The organism is Vibrio sp. R78045 (assembly GCF_042466085.1).
GTDB classification, from domain to species: domain Bacteria; phylum Pseudomonadota; class Gammaproteobacteria; order Enterobacterales; family Vibrionaceae; genus Vibrio; species Vibrio cyclitrophicus.
This window is the reverse complement of the sequence record NZ_JAXHBS010000013.1, coordinates 1,047,648-1,068,783: the sequence shown is the minus strand read 5'-3', so window position 1 is coordinate 1,068,783 and position 21,136 is coordinate 1,047,648. Positions and strand designations below refer to the sequence as shown.

Genomic DNA, 21,136 nt, shown 5'->3' with positions numbered 1-21,136 from the left:
GTGGGATGTTTTTCGCCATTTAAAGTTAAACGCAATGAATAGTGAATCAGCTAAATTCAAACTAGTTTAGCCAAAGTATGATTTAGTGATAGCAGGAGAAAATTGAAAATCAATGATATGAATGAGTCTGGGGATAATGGGAAAGGTTGGGCATCAATATTGAAGTTCAGTTTACAGTGTAAATTCGTCATTCTAATTTACACTGTAAATCCAATTCAAAAACCAGCTACGCTATTTACACTGTAAATTGGATAATAGGACACCGACATCTTGTCTAAATTGAAGCTCTGCTCGCTTACGTCCAACAAGGCTAAATTGTTCAACACATGTCCCCCACTCTTTCTGTTGGACCACTTTCGCGATAACTAAGTCAGAGACAACGAAACTAGCATTGCCCACAAGCTCTGATTTAGTTGTCTGAATTTGACAAGCATTACTCAGCAAAACCAGCTTCAACACACTAAAACCAATGCTGTCGTAGCTATTGCCACCGTCGACATAGTTCTTGAGAAGTTGGATTTCGAACTCAGAAATCGGATTAGAAATATTGGGGAGTAACGCTCGCACCATTTCAGTTTCAAGCGAGACCAAAGAGCCGGACACCAAAAAACAGAAGCTACTTTCGAAGTGATGTTTTAGCTTACTGATCCAGTGTTGAGCTATCTTGTTAAGTGGCTTAACCATTAACACAGAGTGACATCCACTTGCCTGATCTCGCTGGTGGCCAATATGGACAGGTAAAAATTCATTATCTCGCCAAAAAGAAATCAACTCACTAGTCGCACCAAAGCTCGTCGCCAGATAATCGGTTTGTTCCATTTGCTCAGACAACTTAGCCAGCATCCAACTGCCGATGCCCAAACCTTGATGTCGGGATGAAACAGCAATTCTCATCACTCGAACGCAACGATTCGTTGCCGCTTGTGCACAGCCAAGTTGATTTGCCAACAAAACCGGAGCGAGATGACCTTGTGGTCTTCGTTTCCCAGTTTGGATTTGAAGAATTAATTCATCACCCAAACCGCCCTCTTCCGTCACTAACACACAGCCTAAACAGTTATCTTTCTGCCAAGCCGCGTATAAGTGAATAGATGGGTTGTTAAGGAACTGCATTAAGTCATTTGGAGACGTCTGATAATGAGCATCGACCAACAGTGCGAAACATTGTTGAAGTTTTTCAGGGTAAGCAAGACCATCTTCTTTGGACAACTCAACCAAGTTAAGATGATTTATTCCATTTTCTGCAAAACTAGCTAGCTCGTTAAAAGCTGAGTCATTAGTTGATAAGTCACTATTCAATAGGAAGCAATCAAACAGCCAACGTTCTAACGGGTCATTGTTATTCCAACGAATAGGTTGTTCAAGTTTGTAGCCTTTCCAGCCTGGGCGATACTCAGAAAGCCAAGCTTCAAACTTAAGTCCAAAACCTCTCCCACTTCCCTCATATCCATGAACAGTGGTCGAAAAAACTATGCGGTGATAAATATCGACCATAGATTTAAGCATCGGAACAGGAATAGCCGCAGCCTCATCCACCAAAAGTAAGTCACAATCTGGATTAGATTTAAGTAACTCGTCTGGCGCTACAAACCTTAGGCTTCCACCTTGATAGCAAATATAGGCCGCATTAATAGCTTCGCAAGAATCGAGTCGTTGGCTTGCGTGAGAAAAAACTTGCTCAATCGCTTTCATCGAAGGCGCGGTAACAATAATGTTTAGACCAGGACGCTCAAGCAAAAGTTGCGCTGCGGCGATACCCAATGTTGAGCTTTTTCCACGACCTCTATCGGCAGTAAGAATTAAGGGACGCTTACGGTGTCCAAAGACTACTTTTTTAACTAAATCTACAGCCGTGTTTTGCTGTTCAAATCGGTCTACTTCTTTTTCGGTTTTTCTCTTTTCTGGAAGTGAGTTACCCGCTTGAATCACATCTACGGATTCATTGCTCTGCGAAACTGAAAATAATCGGTCAAAATGCATTTTCAACCAACGTTTGCCTAAATCTGAATCCAACCCAGTTTCAGATTTACCAACACTTGGCGGCATCACCAATAATAAACCGCCCCCCATTAACGACCCCAATGCAGCACTGAAACCATTCGCGTCAAACTGTTCTCTAAAATCACAAACAAGAACTTGGCATTCGCGACCAAGTAGCTTCTGACCTTTTTTTACTGGAGCATGAGTCACGTCGTTAAGCGGAACGCCACCAAGCTGAAAAGTAGTTTGAGATTTGGCGTTTTCAAGAAAGGCGGAAATAGCCATGTTTTGCCAATTGAAGTCACCATCAAAAACAACGCCGTAACGGTGATCATTATGTTGGGCAATATCGGCAAGAGTATGGAGAAAAGTATTGGTTGGGTTTGTCATAGTTAGCGTCCAGATTCGTCTGAACACAGTTTATCACAGCCAAATAAAAAGCCGCATAAAGCGGCTCTAGAGTAGTGATGGAAAGCAGTCGACTTAATCGAGTTTAGCTTGAACGAACGCTAGAATCTCTTCCATTGTTGCATCATCCACTTTCTTAAGGTTTAGTGCTAAGTTCAACCCCTTACGGCTGTATGATGCACGACCTTTAATAAGCTCAACTTTTGGAGATGCTTTCTTCGCAGGAGCCGGAGCCAATTCAAGAATCCAACCTTCCAAAGTTTCTGTCACGTCTTTCGTTAAACGAGTGACCCCTTGAGCTTCGCTACGCTGCCATACAAAGCCTTCTGAAGCATCACACTTCGCCAGTAATGCTTGCTGCTGTTCGCTAGTCAAACCACCAAATTGTTTGTGTAGTTTAACAATTGTAGGACGACCAAGGTCGCTCACATTTGGGTAAGCTTGTAGCAATTCAAGCGGTAAAGCAGCCGCTTTCAACGCACCACTCACCAAAGCCTCGCTGCACTGGAACATTTTCGCTAGTGCTTTCTGGTCTTCAGCTTCACCTTTATCCAGCTTAGCTTGCATCTCTTTACCTTTCTCATACAGAGAAAGTGGTTTATGAGCATTAGCAACGTCTGATAAGAACTTAGCGTGTTCGCCATTAATGTTTTCAGCAACATAAATTAGGAATTCTTTGTCGGCCAAAATACATGACATACGACGACGGCTACCGTCAAGAACTTCAATCTTACCGTCTTTGTTCTTACGACCAACCGCTGGATATTGCTGACCACGCTCTTTTAACGTTGTAAGAACGTCAGAAAGCGCATGTTCATTTAAGAAAGATTGCTCACGTGCATTCTCTTCAAAAACAACTGTTCGAGTCGCAACTTCAGCTGCTGGAATTCGAACTAATTCAAATGAAACCAAATCTTCGCCTGCAACAGAAAGCTCGATGACTTGAGCCTGTTCTTTAGCAGCAGTTTGCGCTTCTTGCGGCGTTGCTACGCGACGTTTGTTTGCTTTACCAAATAGCTTCGCATTTAAGTCAGATGTTTTAATTGCCATTGTTGTTATCCCTGATTAAGTGAAGGCCAGTTGCTATGTAATACACGCTCTAATTCTAGAGCACTTTTTTGCACGGCGTCTTGAGCGACAGCTAGCGTTTTCTTACCGCCCTCAAAATCGCTCACCGTAAGATCGAAAACCGTACTGTAGGTATCTGCACAGGTTTCAAATGCACGGCTTCTTGGAATGGTTGCCATCATTACTTGGTCATTCAACAGGTAATTCATTTCAGTTAAAACAGAGACCTGCTTCTTGTTGTCATCTTCAAACATGGTTGGCATTAGACGAACAAACTCAAGCCCTTTCCAATCTTCCGGGAACATCTCGTACACGGTTGGTAAGTGCTGAAAGAAGTTAACGGTTGAAGCCCAGTCCAAACGCTTTGCAGCACATGGAATCAAAAGTGCGTTTGATGCGTACATGGCATTCCAAACTAGAGGATCTACGTGCGGACCGGTATCAATCATGATCACATCAAAATCATCGGCGATTTTGTCGATCAGTTTCTCTTTTAGAAGGCGAACGATATCAAGTGACTGGTCTTGCGACAGGCTTTGCCACGCTTCAGCATTAAACATCGCATCTTCTGGGAACGCAGAAATGGTCTTTAGGTTTGGATATTGAGTTGGCAATAGTACATTCTTGCGCAGAAATTCTAGGTCAACATCTTGGCCTTCAGGCACATTGTCCAACATGATGTCGACTGCAGAATAGATACTGTCGTGTTCTGCACCACTAATTTGTGGGTTTAAGAACAGGCGCAAAGAACCTTGTGGGTCTAAGTCGATTAGACAAATACGGTAACGCTTATCTAAATTCAGAGACAAACACGCCGCTAAATGAACCGCTGTCATTGATTTACCCGTACCACCCTTTTGGTTTTGTACGTTGATAATCCACGGTTTATTGTCAACATGCTGCTTGCGTTGATGGAACTTTGGCACCTCAGCCGCGTCCATCAGCATATGAGCTTCGGTCAATGAAATCGAGTAATGATTGGCGTTGTTCTTGGTAAATTGATGACCGTCCGCTTCAAGCTTAGTAATAGCCTCATCCAATTTTCGACGAGTTAAGCCAGAACGAGTCTCCATCATAGCTTTAGACATTGGAGGGAAATGTTCATCACTTCGCTCTTCCAAAATAATCTCAATTCGGTCAGCCTGAACTTGTTGAGTTTGTTCGGCTAGCTGATAGAGCTTATCAATCGTTTGTTCTCTTTTCATTGCCAGTTTCCGTAATGATTAACCAAGTACAAATTGTACAGCGATTAACAACAAACACAACAAAAACGTGAACATACATTTATGAGTAAAATCACATAAAATAGACTGAGTTTTTACAATTTGATGAAACTTAGTCTTAGATGAACACAAAAACATCCATTTTTGTCACCGATAACAGTGTTATTTCTACCTTACATTTTAAATGTTACAGCATCACTTATTTACAATGTAAATGGAATTTCAAAGAAAAAACTTCGGAACGATTGAAATACAGCCGTAGATTACGGTTTGTGTGATTTGCATTAGAAATTGACAGATTTTCAACCAACAAAGAGTAAAACCTAAAAAAGAGCTTGGTTAATAGAAAACAAAGCGAAGATGAGACGTCACTAAACAAAAGAGAATTGAGCCTCAACCGGAAGAATGATCATGGTATATATAACACGTCAGAAAATTGATAAGTCCATATTATGAAGCATGATCAAGGTGTAAACTCATCAATATTGATCCGTATGAATGTCCGTTCGAAATGATCAACCTCCGGAAAAATGATCAAGTAAATATCGTTCCGGAAGCATATAAATTTATAGCTAACTTACGGACAAATGCTTTTGCAATGGGGATTCAAGCTCTATAAGGCCTGATTGGTTAGAAATTCAATCGACACAGAATGAAAATGCAGAAACATGACAATTTCATGATCATGCTTCCTGATTTATTATGTTGCGAGCTAAAAGTGCCCAACCACTGACGGTGTGACCAATCTCGACCAATTTTTAAACATAAAAGGGGAGCAATGATATAAAAGCCCCATTACTTGATCATTGTTCCGATGAATTGGCTGTCAAAAATATCCACATTGGCGACTTAGAAGTGATGAAGAGGTGCTTGAAGAATTGTGGACTGTGGATAAGCTGTACAAGCACAATGATCATGCTTTCGAATCAATAATGATCATGCTTACAATCACTTAATGATCATAGTTCTGAAGTTCTGTGATCATGCTTTCTTAAGTTTAATGATCATAGTTTCGTGCTCTTTATGATCATGCTTTCCAAGTGGTTTTTTTTTAATTATTTAAATTCAAACACTTAAATTAGAATTTTCACACAGATCATTAGATCACTTAATCATTTAAGATCATATTAATCAAAAAGATCAGTTATTTAAAAACCAATAAATTCTCTTTCTTTATGATCATTCTTTCTTTATCATTTTGGAACTATAGTGAAATTACGGTTAGTGTGATACGGATCAAAAATGAAACCAGAAGAGAAATTGTTAATTAAGGCACGAAGCCACAAAGATGGTCATTTATTTGAGGTATCTGAAACAGCCGTTGAATGGATAGAACAATATCAACACTTCAAAGGTGTCACTAAAAGCATAGTTGAGCTTCTTAACCTAATTTCACTACGCGGGTTTAGTAGCAAAGACGGATATGTTTCTACCACTGAGATTATCGAATCAACCGATGGTCAAGTAACTCGAGCTGCTTTGCAACAAAGGCTTAGAGCCGCTGTAAATATCGGTCTTTTCAAGCAACTTCCAGTTCGCTTTGAAGAAGGTCTTGCAGGTAAAACTATGTTGCATCGCTTTGTTAATCCAAACCAATTAATATCGGTATTAGGTGCTACTAGCTTAGTAACGGAAAGCGTTAAGCAAAATGAAAAACAAAAACGTTCTAAAGCGCTGGCGCAAACCAAAGTAAACAAACGTTTATTGAATGAACACGGACTCAATACCCCGCCAACGATGAAAGACGAAGCGGATCAATTCATTGTTTCGCCAACCAATTGGGCAGGGATTATTGATCAAGCGTTAGCGCCACCAAGAACGCGCAAGAGCTACCAAAAATCGATGGTTTCGATCTCTGGCACTCGAGCTGTGATCGAGACACGATCTTCTAAAAATATTATGACGGTTGATGATCTGATGACGTTATTTGCGTTATTCACACTTACTGTTCAGTATCATGATCATCACCAAGATGACTACCATCTAGACGCAAAACATACCCCGAACAAAACACCGCTCTACATTACGGATATTTTGTCATTACGAGGCAAGAAGGACAGTGGTCCAGCTCGTGACTCTATCCGCGATAGTATTGATCGTATCGAGTTTACCGATTTCCAACTTCATGAACTTACTGGCCGCTGGCTTAGTGAGAACATGCCAGAAGGCTTTAAGAGTGATCGTTTCCGATTCCTAGCGAGAACCATTACCGCGTCGGAAGAAGCGCCTACAGAAGGCTCTGACGGCGAAATTCGCATTAAACCGAACCTATATATCCTAGTCTGGGAACCTTCGTTCTATGAAGAGCTTCTAACCCGTGATTATTTCTTCCTATTCCCGCCAGAAATCCTGAAGCAGCATACCTTGGTTTTCCAAATGTATTCTTACTTCAGAAGCCGCATGGCACGTCGGCATACGGACTGTATGTTGTTGAGCGAACTCAATCAGAAACTAGCTCGTAACATCGATTGGCGTCGCTTCTCGATGGATCTGGTACGTGAACTCAGAAAGTTAGGTGAAGTCGGGGATCAAGAAGACACCTTCTTAGTGAACTTGTGGGGTTACCACTTGACGATCACCTCGCTGATCGAAAAAGGAAAAACGACCGATTACCAAGTGGATATCAAGTGTAACGTGGAAGAGGTATTACGTTACTCAAGAGCACGAACCACTAACGCCGGTAAGCGCAATATGGCACCAACGTTACCGAATCCACTTCGTAATGAGATGGTATCTAAGCAGAAGTTAGAAGAGCTGTCTGAGATTATTGATGGTGAGTTTGAACCTATCCAACGTAAAGCACCGTCACCAAGAGGTAAATTGGGACGTCGAGTTAAACAGCGTAAACACTCTGTTGAGATAAATGCCGACGAGATCATGATAACTCTCTCTAAATATACCTCTGCAGAGGCCCTGGAGCGCAGTATAACGGCTTTATCTGCAATGACAGGGCATTCACATGCCTCAATCAAAGAAGAGTGCTCTGAGCTTATTGAGAAGCTTGATTGGCTGAGAGTAGGAGATGAGGTCATCCCATACGAAACGTTGAGTCGATTGATTGAGTTGTATAACGACCGTGATAGCACCAGCAACCGACACTTGTCGATTGAACGTTTGATCTCAGGTTTGGCTGTGCGTCGCAAAGTATGTAAACAAGTTCACGAAGGCCATTTGGACGAGAATGTATTCCTAGCGCTCGATGAAATGGCGATCGGCCATTAGCCATTATCCGTTTCCCGCAAGCAGTAAGCCCGTATTGATGGTCGATGAATGGATAGGTTGAACACATTGGGTGTTGATTAAAATCGCACCTAATGCTGACAAATTGATGACAATGTAACGCATCCAGTTGATTATTATTTATCCCGAATAGACAACCTTTGTCCTTTCTTATGATTAATAGATTGGCTCATATTTTGTTACATCATACTGAATAGATTTTCGCGAGTTCCTGAGGGACTCGCTTTTTTTTGCCTGAAATTCAGCTAATCATTAAAATTCAATAGCTTAAAGAATTAGATGCCGAAGCATGATCAAGGTTAGATCATTCTTTCTGCGGATCTAACTCTGATGAGATTCTGATTTGATGTTTGATCGTGAAGGGCTTGATCAGTGGAGGTGACTTTGAATACTACCTTGATCATCGTTCTGGTGCTGATTTGCCATAAAACGCACATGCGATTCGATCAGTTTTTCTGACTCTTCTTTCCAGCGCGGTTCTTGTTGTTGGTTAGTAAATTCCAAAGCCAGTACACATAAATGCTGGAGCCGCTGCGTACACCACTCTTGCAAGTCAGGCTCTGATTTTGGGTCGCATGACACGGCCTGCAGCTTGCTATAGGCAAACATCAGGTATTGATAGGCCTTTTCTTGATTGTGCGAACCACCAGCCTCGTTTGAGAGCGATGATACGCTTGGTGCTGCAAACTTTGTTGATGTCGTCAGCGTTACGTCTTTATGTCGATAAAACGTAAAGATTCTCAGGCATCCGTCTAGCCAACATGCGATGCCTTTGCTCTGCTCGTTCGTGATCAATGGCCCCCAGAGTGCATCTGGAGGCGTTAAGATCAAAGGTTCTAACCGGTCCACTTGATCATGCTTTCGGTTTTTGTACCAATCTCCGATCCGCTCTAACCAAGTGTCTAGTTCATTCATGCAATTTTATCCCATTGTTTTACAAAGTGATTATTGGCAACTTGTTTGATTTTATGCTGTATTTCGCTGCTCTGATCTCGAATACGATCAGCGTCTATTGAATAGTTTGGCTCATTTTTGACGAGTTCGCCAAATGGTAGATTGGGATCGGGAACTGCAGAGATCAACAACTAGTGTAAGGGTGTTGTGGATTGGTCAAGATCGACTGAGTTGATCCCCATTCGACGATCTGCCCTTTGTGATGACGTAGTACATCGGCAAATTGTTCTTCGATGGTTAATACAGGGTATTCCAGAGTTCATTGCACTCTGGAATACCATCGCAATCTCACTCCAACGCGATGTATTCAAGCGGTTATCCGACAAGCTCAATAGGTCTTGCCCTTTAAACAGTATCTTTCCCCCTGACATGAAAGCCGGCGGCTTTGCAGGCGGTTAATGGCAAATGCGATAGTGCTTTTGCAACAACTTGATTCTCCGGCTAAGCCGAAAATTTCGCCTTGGCCTATGCTAAAGCTAACGGATTTGACCGCATTGAAATCACCGTCATCGGTGATGTAGTCGACACATCGATTTTTTACTTCAAGAAGAGGTGTATCTGAATTTTCCATAGACATGATTGATACTTAGTTATGATATTGATAACCATTATCATTAATATGTGTTGGATTTAGTGGAAGCGACGAGCACGAAAAGGATGAAGTGCCTCGAAATTTATCTGGGTTATTTCACGAATTTCCAGCAGAAGAGAAGCATTGAAAGAGGGGAAAATGAGAGTTGGATCAAACCACATTTCTTATGGGGAATCTTTTAAATGTAATTGCAGAAAATGGCTTTGGCAAAGTTTAAATGAGGCATTTATTAATTAGCTTTGTGAAGCGTCGGAATCATCACATTTCAGTACAGAACTTCTTAACAACCGAAATAGCATTTGCTACAGATTACCTGTCCATTACATGGTGCTTTTCGGAGGAAAACATGTCCATTAATTCTATCAACCATGATGAAATGACAAATATTGCAAATAAGTGGGATGCTGAAGAAGAAGTATCTTTCAAACCAGAGAAGAAAATGAAATCTGCTGAAGCTCGTCGCCGTATCGAGGCTCTAAGAGAAATTAGAGAAAGCGGTTTGAGTCTGGAAGAGGCGAGGGAGTTAGGTCTGATTCACTAATCATTCCCATTGCATTTAAGAGGGTGGTGCAATGCCACCCTTTGATTTATAAGTGTTTTTATGATTTTTCTATGTCCAACCCCTAATATGGATGATTTTATTCCTGCCTTTGAAACCTGCCTCGTCTTTTTAATATGCCTTCTTTCTAACTAAATATACGCTCAAGACATACTCTTGAACTAAGTGGTTTGACAGCAATATTCAACGCCACTAATTTTAAAGTTAACGCAAAAATATGCGATGTCGTTGGTAAGGAGAAAGCTATGTCTAATTCTGTGGCTCACGCGAAAGAGGTGCTGTTTTATGAACCTGAAGATCCAAACGGATACCTTTCAAACTTTGCAGCTTGTCCTATCGAGGTTGGTGACCAAATTTGGGCTACCAGCGAACATTATTACCAAGCGATGAAGTTCTCCTCTCAAGCGTTACGCAATATCATTCTCGAAGCCAGAACGCCCGCAGAAGCCTTTTCCTTAAGTCGTGATTATGAAGACCAAGTACGTGAGGATTGGTACGACATTCGTGTTGAAGTGATGGAGTTCATCGTAGCCGAGAAGTTCAGACAGAATCCGCAGTTTGCTTTGTTTCTTACTAATACGGGTGATTCAGTGATTAAAGAACATTCTCACAAAGATAGTTTTTGGGGGGATGGGGGCGATGGAACTGGCGAGAACCGTTTGGGCGAGATATTGATGGCGGTGCGACAACAGCTGCGTACTCAGCCATCACATTTGACCGATTACTGTATCTGACCGCTTAGCATTAACCTATTCTGGATTTTAACTAAACGACTTGTCGTCACCAAAACTGAATTTTAAAGGCCGCTCAGCGAACAGGGCGGCCTTTTTCTTGGGAAGTTGACTCAGTGTGAGTAAAAGTACAAAAACGCGTTACCGCGTCATACTGGCGTTGCAAAGATAAATAAGTGCCACAGGGCTAGTGAGGTCCTGTAACTTGATATAAAACTAATATAACCAACTGAAGCTATAGATAGCTTTGTACGATGTCTTCGAGCTGGCCATCGTCTTTCATTTGATCGAGACGCTGGTTAATGAACGTTTGCAGTTTAGGATCCATCTCAGGGTCAAATGCCAAATGGATAGGGTAGTTATTGATCACGGAACCAAATTCTTGCATTTGATAGTCATCGATACTTAACTTTTGCTGATTTAGGTTGTATTTAATTCTCGATTCCATTTCAACAAACACGGTATCGCCTGGCGCACGATTTAGTACACGAAACGCTGCTGTATAATCTTTTACTCGAATTTCGTTGAGCTTACCTTGCTGGATATAAGGTTCTAGGTTCGGATACTCGAAACCTACAAGCAACACAACGGCTTTTCCGTTTAGATCGTCAATAGTATTAAACTCAAATGGCTCCTTGCCGCTGCTGAGTAATACATGTTTTACATTGTAAATTGGCTCTTCAGACAGATTAACCGACTGGATGTTTCCCCAACTAGGGCTGCCGTAGGTTACCCAGTTTGGGTTTTCTCTAGCATCGAGCTTGTCGATCATTCGATTGAAAGGGTAAGTGTGGTAGTTGATCTCGTATTGGCTGTCGTCGAATACCGCTTCAACAATATCTGAAACCATTCCTCTGTGAGATGACCCGTCAGATTCGATTTGAAAAGGTTGCGCTTGGCTCGCAATAATGTAGTAGTGAAGAGGTTCGCTTGCAAAAGCATAACTGCTTGAAAACAAACTGACTATGGATGCAACGATAAGATGTTTTTTCATAACCTTCCCTAGTTATTTGATGAATGACTACTATTATACTAGTTGAGTAATTGTAGTTTGCTAGGATAACAATAATGGTAAATTTTGTATGGTGAAAAAAGGAAAACGCTATATTGGACTCTCTCGACAATTGATCGGGTCAATCATTGCAATCAGCACCCTATTTACAGTCATAGTGACAGGTCTGGGTTTGTATGTGGAGTACCAAAATCGAGTTTCTTTTATCAGCTCTCAGATCGAACAGGTTAAAGCAGGATACCTTTCTGGCTTAACTGCTAGCTTGTGGGTGGAAGATCGCGACCAATTACTTGTACAAGCTGAAGGCATTTCCCGTCTCCCCTCTGTGAGCTACTTGTTGATTGAGAGCCCCGATGAAAAAATCGTAGAATTAGGGCAACAGACCTCTGGTCAATCTTATTCCCAATCTTGGGAAATGGTGCACCAAATGGGCGGCATTGACTTCCCATTGGCGACGCTCACTGTGCAGTCTGATTTAAGCATGATCCTCAATGATTTCGAGGAGAGAGTTCTCTTATTGCTTGCCTTCGAAGCGGTTAAAATTTTCTTGCTGTCTGTGGTGTGTTTAACCATTGTTTATCGCCTGGTCGTGAAACGACTAATGACTATGTCTTCTCAGATCAATGAACAGCAGGTTGAAGACAATAAGCCACGTTTTCTTACCCCTACAGAATCTGCCTATCAAGATGAGATCTCGACACTAGAGTCTAGCTACAACCAATCTATTGAACGAATTCGTCAGCAATATCAAGAATTGGAAAAAGCTAAAAACACCGCTGAAATCGCTAACCGCAACAAGAGTGAATTCCTTGCCAACATGAGTCACGAGATCCGCACCCCAATGAATGGGATTATTGGGTTGTCATCATTGCTCTCTGAAATGGACATGTCGAAAGAGCAAAAAGAGTATGTCGATATGCTCAACACCTCTTCGCTTACTCTCCTTGATCTAATCAACGACATTCTCGATTATTCGAAAATTGAAGCGGGTCGATTAGAACTGCAACAAGAACCGATGAAAATGATGGGTATCGCTGCTGATGTTGAATCGACCTTCAGAGTCAAAGCAGAGCAAAAAGGACTGAGGTTCCAGTTGGCGATAGATCCCAAGATTCCAACCATGGTCATTGGTGACGGTACTCAATTAAGACAAGTGCTCAATAATTTAGTGGGTAACGCGATCAAATTCACCGAACATGGCTATGTCACGCTATCCATCCATTTAGAGCAAGTGATAGAACCTGAGCAAAAACTAAGGATGAGATTTGAGGTTACTGATAGTGGCATCGGTATTGCGGAAGACAAACAAAAATCAGTCTTCGATAAATTCCAACAAGCCGACGGCAGTACTACCCGTATTTACGGAGGCACAGGGCTAGGTCTAACGATATGCGATAAGATTGTGACCTTGATGGGCAGTAAACTTGAGCTGACCAGTGTCGAAGGCAAGGGGAGTACATTTTACTTTACGGCTGACTTTGATCCGTGCCTGGATGTTGATGAAAGTAATATTGATTTCAATAAGGTCTCGGTGTTATTGGTGGATGACAGCCAACTGAACATGCGTATCACGTCGACACAACTGCAGTCGTTCGGCGTTACCTCAGAGTGTTGTGAGACAGCAGGTCAAGCAATAGAGCTGGTTTCAGAGTCTGTGGTGAAGTCATTGCCTTATGATCTGGTGCTGATTGATAAAGTGATGCCAAACGTTGATGGTTTTCAGCTTGCCAGAAGCTTGATCGAGCGCTTCGGTAAAGCGTGCCCTAAATTGGTCATGATATCGGCTGACCCACGAAAACAAGATGAAGTGCGTGCCAAACAAGTGGGCTTTGTTGCCTACATTGCTCGCCCTTATCAAGATAACCAGCTTAAATGGACGCTGAGTGAAGTCCTCGCAAGAGCGGCCGATACTGAAATATTTACTTACTCAAACAGAGGTGAGGTTGCGTTCAAGGACAATGAGCCTGTTCCATCGACTAAACCTGAAGTTGTTGTTAAAGAAGATCTACAGCCAGAAGCGGCCAAAGCCTTGTTTAGCGGTAAAGTATTGGTCGTTGAAGATTCTAGAGTGAATCAACAAGTGGCCAAGATGATGCTCAAAAAGCTAGGGTTCGAGGTTGATATTGCAGACAACGGTGAAATTGGGGTAGAGAAATTTAAGGCTAATGAGTATGAGATGATCTTTATGGATTGCCAGATGCCAGTTCTCGATGGCTTCGAAGCGACTAAGCAGATCCGAGTACTCGAAGAAGATTCTTCAAAGCATATTCCAATCGTTGCGCTGACGGCCAACGTTGTGCAGAGAGACAAGCATTTATGTTTTGATGTCGGTATGGATGAGTTTTTACCCAAGCCGGTAAATCAAGGCAAACTGAGAGAAATTGTCGAAGGGTTCTTATCTAAAGATAGTGAATCGACGAGTAAAAATGAGCAGAAGATTGTTTAGGTTAAATGCCTTTGAAGACTGAGTATTGGGTTAAAAGGTAATAAAAAAGGTGGTCGAATAGACCACCTTTTTTGATTCAGAGTGTTTGAAACTAGTCTCTGTCGATGGCGAATGGCGACCATGCTTGGCGAGTCGGCATCACTTCAACGCGGTTGATGTTGATGTGATCAGGCAGCGTTGCTATATAGAACATCTGCTCTGCGATGTCTTCTGCCGAAAGTGGTGTGGTGCCTTGGTAAAGGTTATCTGATGCCATTTGGTTACCCTTAGTTCTCACTAGAGTAAATTCTGTTTCTGCGATGCCAGGGGATAGGTCAGTCACGCGCACGCCAGTACCTTGAAGGTCGCAGCGTAGGTTGTAACTGAACTGCTTTACAAACGCTTTGCTTGCGCCATACACATGGCTTCCTGGATACGGCCATTGCCCAGCAATTGAGCCTACGTTGATGATTGAGCTGCCCGCACCGCTTTCAATTAACTTCGGAAGCAGAGCATGCGTGACATTGACTAATCCAGTGACATTGGTGTCGATCATAGTGTGCCAATCTTTTAAGTCCACATCAGGTGCGCCTTCCGGTGCCAAGGCTAAGCCTGCATTGTTAACCAGCGCTGTAATTGATGAAAACTCAGAGGGTAGCGAATCAACTGCTTTTTTTACGGCGTCTGCGTCTCGAACGTCGAGTTGAATCACATGTACAGGCACCGTCAATTCTTCCTTTAGGTCGAGTAACCTTTCGATTCGACGGCCAGACAACACTAACGACCAGTTATCTTCTGCAAAACGCTTTGCTGCCGCTTTGCCGAAGCCAGAGGTCGCCCCTGTAATGAACGCTATCTTATCCATAAGTAAATCCTTCTAATTTGAAATTAACATAAGTAGTGCCATGCCGATCAAAATCGGCGCGGTCGTTGTTTTTGCAGGCAAGTTAGGTACTGAGATATACAGTTTCTGCCCTAATAAATTGCCAATCACAGCCGTCGGAAGTAACCATAAGCCTGTGGTAAACGTGTTTTGGTTGAATGCACCGATCCAAATAAATCCGCTTAATGAAACAGCAGAACTCAACAAGAAAAATACAATGGCGGTTGCTCTCTGCTCTTTGGCTTCAATAGTGATATTCATTAAATACGTCACTAACGGAGGCCCGCCAGAAGAGGCCGCGGTCATACTGAAACCGGATATAGCTCCTGCCCAAAATGCGTGCCGATGGTGTAACCATGTCAGGCGAAAATCCAAAATAATCAGTGCACCAGCCACTAAAGACATCATCGCGATAAAGGTCTTCAAGCCTGATTCCGATATCGCGCTAATGAAATACAGCGAGAAAGGCACCGCAACCAACATGCCTATACACAGCGGCGCAATAAGCCGGATATTGATGGTGGTTTTACTTCGCTTGAGTAGAGGAAAGGTACTTAAAAAATCCAACAGGATAGAGATGGTTACCGCTTGTAATGGTGGAACTATAAAGCTGAGAGATAGTGCTGCAATGATCGCAAACCCAAATCCTGAATAGCCTCGAACCACACCTGCAAACAGAATCAATATCATCGCCAATCCTATTTCCACTCTTGCTCACCTCTTTGCTTTTGATATTTTGCTGCTGTGTTAATTAGCGTCCGATGAGACTTGTCTCGTCTGCCTTTCAATCTATTCACACCTAAGAATTTTGAATAGAGCCAGATCGACGATTGGATTGGGTCAGGCTGTTGGTTGGATCGGGGACGAGGTTTGAGCTGATTCACTGGCCCAAGATTTTGTTGAAACTGACACTATGAGTTGGGCCCTGTTTGGGACGAAGATTATTCCATCCGATAGCGCAGCCTTTTCAATCTCGTATTTCGCACTTTGATAGACGAGAAAGACTGAAGGAGAGGGTTGTGAATCTAGTTTTGTTTATGGAGACGATGAAATGGAAGTATCAACAGAACAGCTTGTAAACCAAGATATTATCGACCTCGACAAGAGCGTATTTCATTCTTGGTCGATTCAAGAAGCAGCAGAACCTATCGCTATCGCTGGTGGGCAAGGATGCAAAATGTGGGACTACGAAGGTAAGGAGTACCTTGATTTTAGTAGCCAACTGGTTAACACCAACATTGGTCATCAGCATCCACAAGTGATTAAAGCCATTAAAGATCAGGCTGATTCATTGGTGACCGTTGCCCCTGCGACAGCAAACCTCACTCGTGGTTTGGCCGCTAAACGTATTTTGTCTAAAGCACCAAGCAAGTTTAAGAAGGTGTTCTTTACCAACGCAGGCGCAGATGCCAACGAAAATGCAATTCGTATGGCAAGACAGTTCACAGGACGCGATAAAGTGCTTTCTGCTTATCGCTCTTACCACGGAAATACCGGTACAGCGATTGCGGCGACGGGCGATTTTCGCCGTATTCCAAATGAGTATAGCCGTGGGCACGTTCACTTCTTCAATCCATTTCTCTATCGAAGCGAATTCAACGCGGCGACTGAGGCAGAAGAGAGTGAGCGTGCCCTACAGCATTTAGAGCGAGTGATTGAATGCGAAGGACCCACAGCGATTGCGGCGATTATTCTAGAGACCATTCCGGGAACGGCGGGCTTCCTAATTCCACCGAAAGGCTACCTTATTGGCGTGCGTGAGCTTGCAACTAAATACGGTATTCAATTGATCTTTGATGAAGTCATGGTCGGTTTTGGTCGAACGGGTAAGTGGTTTGCGTTTGAGCACTTTAATGTCGTGCCGGATCTTATTACTTTCGCTAAAGGGGTTAACTCTGGTTATGTTCCGGCTGGTGGTGTGGTGGTCAGCGAACCGATCGTTGAGTACTTTAAGTCGAACTTCTTTATGGGTGGCTTAACGTATTCTGGTCACCCTCTAGCGATGGCTTCGATCGTTGCAACGCTCGATGTGATGGAGCAAGAGGGCATTGTTACGCATGCTGATAATGTCGGGAATAGCGTTCTTGGACCGCTTCTGCTTAGTCTTCAAGAGCTGCATCCTATGATTGGTGATGTGCGCGGTAAAGGGATGTTCTGGGCGGTTGAATTGGTCGAAGATCGAGAAAGTAAAACGCCATTGAGCAATGAGAAAATGGGTCAATTGAAAGCGGAGCTAACGAAACGAGGCCTGCTAACCTTTATTGTTAATAATCGTATTCATGTAGCCCCTCCTTTGGTTATTCAACCAAGCGAGATAAAGAAAGGCGTTAAGATCATTGACGACGTTTTGTGTGAGCTTGCATCTTAATTTTTCAATCGGATAACCAGTAACGAAACCAAGGCACTTTGATAAGGACTCCCCATTCTTGTTTAAGTGTCTGGCTTTTAGATTGTTATGTCGATCCTAAAAAGAGCATCAATTGATGCTCTTTTTTACGTCATTCTCTTTTTAATTCATGCTCATGGAGAGTGTCGGTAAACAGCCCTAAGTGATGCTAAATCTTCATTACTTCAGACAGCTCTTTGATGCCGGGAGCGATCAGATCTTTATCGATGGCGTGAAACCCTAATCGAAAATAAGAGTTGGGATCATATTCTGACAATGATTCATAACCCGATACCGTTTCGGTATTAGTCATAAAGTGTGAATACCCGGTTTCAATCAGTATCCCTTTCTGTGCGGCTCGTGAAGCCAGTCGCTGGCTATTAATGTGGCTCGGTGTTTGTAGCCATAATGAGTTGGCTTGCTCGCTTTGTGCGAGTCGTTTGCAATCAGGTAAATACTTTAAGACGGCATCATTGAGCAGCTTCCAACGCTGACGCGTGTTTTCTCTGAAGCGCCTCACAAAGCTGTCGTAATAGCCTTGTTCAATAAAATGTGCGACTTCCATTTGAATACGACTTGGTGCATGTCGATACATTAACCGGCGCAAGATTCTTAAGTCATAAATCAGCTCTTCGGGTGCCACGATGTAGCCTAATCTCAAGCCGGGTGCCAATAGTTTGGAAAAGCTGCTGACGTAAATGACTCGGCCATCTTTATCATTGGCTTTAAGTGCCGGTTTTGGATTCCACTCAACGTTGCACTCGGCATCGTAGTCATCTTCGATAATGATGGCATCATTGGCCTTTGCCATCTCAAGCAACTGAGTTCGACGTTCGTCACTCATGGTAACCCCAGTTGGCGCTTGATGGCTCGGAGTGACGTAGAAGTGGTCACACAGCGATGAGTGCTCATTGAGCTTTAACCCTTGCTCATCTACTTGATGAGGGTGTAACTGCGCACCTGAGAGATTAAAAATATGGTTTGCTTCTTTATAGCCGGGGTTTTCGACGCCGACTCGGCTTTGAGCATTCATCAGTAAAGTCGAAAGCAGATAGAGCGCATTCTGCGAGCCCATTGTAATTAGGATTTCATCACTTTGAGCGTGGATGCCTCGTTGTGGTAGCACCCGTGTGCGTATTTGTTCCACCAGCATATCGACGTCTTTATCAACTTTGTCACACAGCCAGCGGTGGTCATGAGGATCTGAGGTCACTTTTCTTGTCGCTTCTCGCCATTGAGCCAATGGAAAGTCATTGATTGAAGGCTGGCCAAAAATAAATGGGTATTGATAGCAACTCCAGTGCGACGGTTTGACTATTCGTGGGTATTGACTTAATTGCAGCTTCACTCGTTTGCTCCAATCCGGTGCATTGTTGCTGTCTGTTGATTCAAAATGATCCAAGCTAGAGTCAATTTCATCGCTCGGATTTTGATACTTTTCTGATAAGTAATAACCACTGCGAGGTTTACTTATCAGGTAGCCATCGTCGAGCAAACTGTCGTACACCAAGGACACAGTATTGCGTGAAACACCTAATTGGCTAGAGAGCTTACGACAAGATGGGAGCGCTTGTTCAGCCGGAAAAATACCATTCAATATCGCCGTCACCAAATAGCTACGTACTTGTTCTTGCAGGCTTCTTTTGGAATCAAACTCGATGAAACAATTGTGATTTATCGCCATGAGATACAGTCCTTATTCTCAGTGAACCTCAGTCCAATTTGTATAAAAGAGCAAGAAATGAGCCAGAGTTCATATCAATTCTCAACGGTGATTTTTTACTCTGTCTCGAACCCGAAAGTTGATCTGTCTTTTATATGAAAATGGCTCTGTCCCAACCTGAAAATTAAATTGGCTCTACGTCTTAGATGCATTCCGTTCATAAAGTAAAGGCAGGCAAATAATCTCGATAAGGAAAGCACATGAGACAGGGAATGACGATGAAGGCATGGGTTTCAACGGCGGCAGCAACCGTTGTGCTGGGTTGTTTTGGTGTTGCACAAGCATCAGAACTTTCAGCCATTGAAAAGCAAGGCTTTATGAAAGTGGCGACAGAAGATAACTACTCACCATTCAACTACATTGACCGAGGCAAGCCTGCGGGGATCAATAAAGATTTGCTTGATGAGCTGCGTGAATATTCAAAGTTCGATATTGAACAAGAGATCTTACCTTGGACAGGGTTGCTCGCCTCAGTATCTGCGGGTCAATACGATGTGGCGCTAACGGGCGCTATCGTGACAGACGCTCGATTGAAGGTGTTTGATTTTACGCCGCCTATTGCCTCAGCACAGCATTATTTCTTAACCAGAGCGGATGCTGACGACATCAATACGGTGTCGGATCTAGACGGCAAAACGGTGGGATTACAAGCGGGTAGTGCTTTGTTAGAGCGACTGCCAGAGCTCGAAGAAATGCTCGAAGCACAAGGTAAATCTTTAGGTAAGGTCGTTCAGTACCAATCGTACCCAGAAGCGTATTCAGATTTAGCTATTGGTCGAATCGACTACGTCATCAACAGTGTGGTCTCGGTTAACGAGGTAGTGAAATCTAAGTCTAACGTCTTTAAAAAAGGTGAGGCGGTATCTGGCCCTGGTTTCGTAAGCTGGCCTGTTCCAAAAGAGAGCCCTGAGCTATTGGCTTACCTCACTGAGTTTTTCATTCACCTAGAGCAAACAGGAAAAATGGCAGAGTTGCAGAAGAAGTGGTTCGGTGAATCGTTCGAGCATCTTCCTTCGGAAGCCATCACTTCAGTAGAGCAGTATCACAAGCTAACAGCGGTCCAGTAGATCAGTAAGCACGCGCTGGCACAAACAGTTAACCGCTGTTTGTGCCGATGACAAAAGGGCTAGAGCGATTTTACCCATTTGTCATTCGCGCAAAAGCCTATTGCAAGAAGTCGCTTTTTAAAGAGGTCGTTTATGGATTATTACGCTTGGGAACAGTTGCTACAGGGCGCGTGGGCTACAGCATGGATATCGGCAGTCTCGATTGTATTGGGTGTGGTGATTGGGCTAGCGATTGCCTTAATTCGAATGATGAAAATCCCATTTGTCGATCAAATGCTGGGCATCTATGTCAGTTGGGCAAGAGCAACACCTCTGGTGACTCTGGCTCTGTTTATCTTTCTTTCGTTTCCCTCATTTGGCATCAATTTAGACAAACACGTTTCTGCCATTTTAGCGCTTACACTCAACACCTCGGCATTTAATGCGGAAATTTGGCGCAATGCCTTTCTCAACTTTTCAAAAGGGCAAATGGAAGCAGCCGAGGCTATTGGTATGAGGCGGCTGACTTATTTTCGCCGAATCATGTTCCCACAAATGGTGATCATGAGCCTACCTGCATTGGTCAATGAAATGTCGTTCTTAATCAAAGGCAGCCCTGCCATCGCGGTGATTGGTATTGTTGATTTAACCCGTGTCACCAACCGAATTGCAGCGGTTACCTATGAGCCACTTGGGCCAATTCTGTGTGCGGGTGCCATATACATGTTGATTATTGGCGTGTTGGTGAAATTGCAAGCTGTGGCTGAAAACCGAGCTACTTATCTACAGCAATAAGTGCATACATCTGTTAACAGCAGCAGTAGTCGCAGTTTAGCCGTTATGATTACTTGGTCAGAAACACGATTTATCTGCGTATTGAAGTGCTATCTCGTGGGTAAATATAAG

15 protein-coding genes and 2 pseudogenes are annotated in these 21,136 nt (G+C 43.1%); 7 read left to right on the top strand and 10 right to left on the bottom strand.

Annotation, left to right across the window (positions count from 1 at the left end; all coding sequences use genetic code 11):
* Positions 1–231: 231 nt before the first annotated feature.
* The 3 genes from SJY39_RS15350 to SJY39_RS15340 form a co-directional block, all read right to left on the bottom strand.
* Entirely contained in the window at positions 232–2,370 is a 2,139-nt protein-coding gene (locus tag SJY39_RS15350; protein ID WP_372042776.1) for a GNAT family N-acetyltransferase, read from the bottom strand.
* Positions 2,371–2,463: 93 nt separating this feature from the next.
* Complete coding sequence (locus SJY39_RS15345; RefSeq protein ID WP_016767931.1) at positions 2,464–3,438, bottom strand: ParB/RepB/Spo0J family partition protein; 975 nt, start codon at positions 3,436–3,438, stop codon at positions 2,464–2,466.
* 5 nt (positions 3,439–3,443) lie between these two features.
* Positions 3,444–4,661: a ParA family protein gene (locus SJY39_RS15340; protein ID WP_010432190.1), complete on the bottom strand. Its 1,218-nt coding sequence runs from the start codon at positions 4,659–4,661 to the stop codon at positions 3,444–3,446.
* Between the two features lie 1,260 nt (positions 4,662–5,921).
* Between SJY39_RS15340 and SJY39_RS15335 the strand changes: the two genes are divergently transcribed.
* On the top strand, positions 5,922–7,901 hold the full coding sequence (locus SJY39_RS15335) for a replication initiator protein RctB domain-containing protein (protein WP_010432193.1): 1,980 nt from the start codon (positions 5,922–5,924) through the stop codon (positions 7,899–7,901).
* Between the two features lie 387 nt (positions 7,902–8,288).
* On the opposite strand, the gene SJY39_RS15330 is transcribed toward SJY39_RS15335, so the two are convergent.
* The 3 genes and pseudogenes from SJY39_RS15330 to SJY39_RS15320 form a co-directional block, all read right to left on the bottom strand.
* Positions 8,289–8,834 carry a hypothetical protein gene (locus tag SJY39_RS15330; protein WP_016785443.1) on the bottom strand — a complete coding sequence of 182 codons (546 nt, stop codon included), beginning with the start codon at positions 8,832–8,834 and terminating at the stop codon, positions 8,289–8,291.
* A pseudogene (locus SJY39_RS15325) lies at positions 8,831–9,075 on the bottom strand (ABC transporter ATP-binding protein); the annotation flags it as partial. The gene SJY39_RS15330 and the pseudogene SJY39_RS15325, both read right to left, overlap by 4 nt.
* A pseudogene (locus tag SJY39_RS15320) lies at positions 9,067–9,450 on the bottom strand (ATP-binding cassette domain-containing protein); the annotation flags it as partial. The pseudogenes SJY39_RS15325 and SJY39_RS15320, both read right to left, overlap by 9 nt.
* 361 nt (positions 9,451–9,811) lie before the next feature.
* Between SJY39_RS15320 and SJY39_RS15315 the strand changes: the two are divergent.
* The gene (locus SJY39_RS15315; RefSeq protein WP_004736928.1) at positions 9,812–10,006 is read left to right on the top strand and encodes a PA3496 family putative envelope integrity protein; all 195 of its coding nucleotides are present in this window, start codon (positions 9,812–9,814) and stop codon (positions 10,004–10,006) included.
* A gap of 263 nt (positions 10,007–10,269) precedes the next feature.
* Positions 10,270–10,758, top strand: coding sequence for an NADAR family protein (locus SJY39_RS15310; protein ID WP_010432208.1), 489 nt, complete (start codon positions 10,270–10,272; stop codon positions 10,756–10,758).
* A gap of 232 nt (positions 10,759–10,990) precedes the next feature.
* On the opposite strand, the gene SJY39_RS15305 is transcribed toward SJY39_RS15310, so the two are convergent.
* Complete coding sequence (locus tag SJY39_RS15305) at positions 10,991–11,749, bottom strand: ABC transporter substrate-binding protein (RefSeq protein WP_010432210.1); 759 nt, start codon at positions 11,747–11,749, stop codon at positions 10,991–10,993.
* An 88-nt stretch (positions 11,750–11,837) separates the two neighbouring features.
* Here SJY39_RS15305 and SJY39_RS15300 point away from each other — a divergent pair, with 88 nt between their 5' ends.
* A complete protein-coding gene (locus SJY39_RS15300; protein WP_010432213.1) occupies positions 11,838–14,213 on the top strand; it encodes a response regulator in 2,376 nt (791 codons plus the stop codon).
* A 91-nt stretch (positions 14,214–14,304) separates the two neighbouring features.
* Here the strand turns inward: SJY39_RS15300 and SJY39_RS15295 are convergent, their stop codons facing one another.
* A complete protein-coding gene (locus tag SJY39_RS15295; protein WP_016787464.1) occupies positions 14,305–15,057 on the bottom strand; it encodes an SDR family NAD(P)-dependent oxidoreductase in 753 nt (250 codons plus the stop codon).
* Between the two features lie 12 nt (positions 15,058–15,069).
* On the bottom strand, positions 15,070–15,765 hold the full coding sequence (locus tag SJY39_RS15290; RefSeq protein WP_046209028.1) for a sulfite exporter TauE/SafE family protein: 696 nt from the start codon (positions 15,763–15,765) through the stop codon (positions 15,070–15,072).
* 361 nt (positions 15,766–16,126) lie between these two features.
* Between SJY39_RS15290 and SJY39_RS15285 the strand changes: the two genes are divergently transcribed.
* Positions 16,127–17,443 carry an aspartate aminotransferase family protein gene (locus SJY39_RS15285; protein ID WP_010432218.1) on the top strand — a complete coding sequence of 439 codons (1,317 nt, stop codon included), beginning with the start codon at positions 16,127–16,129 and terminating at the stop codon, positions 17,441–17,443.
* A 187-nt stretch (positions 17,444–17,630) separates the two neighbouring features.
* Here SJY39_RS15285 and SJY39_RS15280 read toward each other — a convergent pair whose 3' ends face one another.
* Positions 17,631–19,145 carry a PLP-dependent aminotransferase family protein gene (locus SJY39_RS15280; RefSeq protein ID WP_016767933.1) on the bottom strand — a complete coding sequence of 505 codons (1,515 nt, stop codon included), beginning with the start codon at positions 19,143–19,145 and terminating at the stop codon, positions 17,631–17,633.
* Positions 19,146–19,384: 239 nt separating this feature from the next.
* Between SJY39_RS15280 and SJY39_RS15275 the strand changes: the two genes are divergently transcribed.
* Together SJY39_RS15275 and SJY39_RS15270 are read left to right on the top strand one after the other, a co-directional pair.
* Positions 19,385–20,251 (top strand): transporter substrate-binding domain-containing protein, encoded by an 867-nt coding sequence (locus SJY39_RS15275; protein WP_032544965.1) that lies wholly within the window; start codon positions 19,385–19,387, stop codon positions 20,249–20,251.
* A 132-nt stretch (positions 20,252–20,383) separates the two neighbouring features.
* On the top strand, positions 20,384–21,025 hold the full coding sequence (locus SJY39_RS15270; protein WP_010432242.1) for an amino acid ABC transporter permease: 642 nt from the start codon (positions 20,384–20,386) through the stop codon (positions 21,023–21,025).
* Positions 21,026–21,136: the final 111 nt, after the last annotated feature.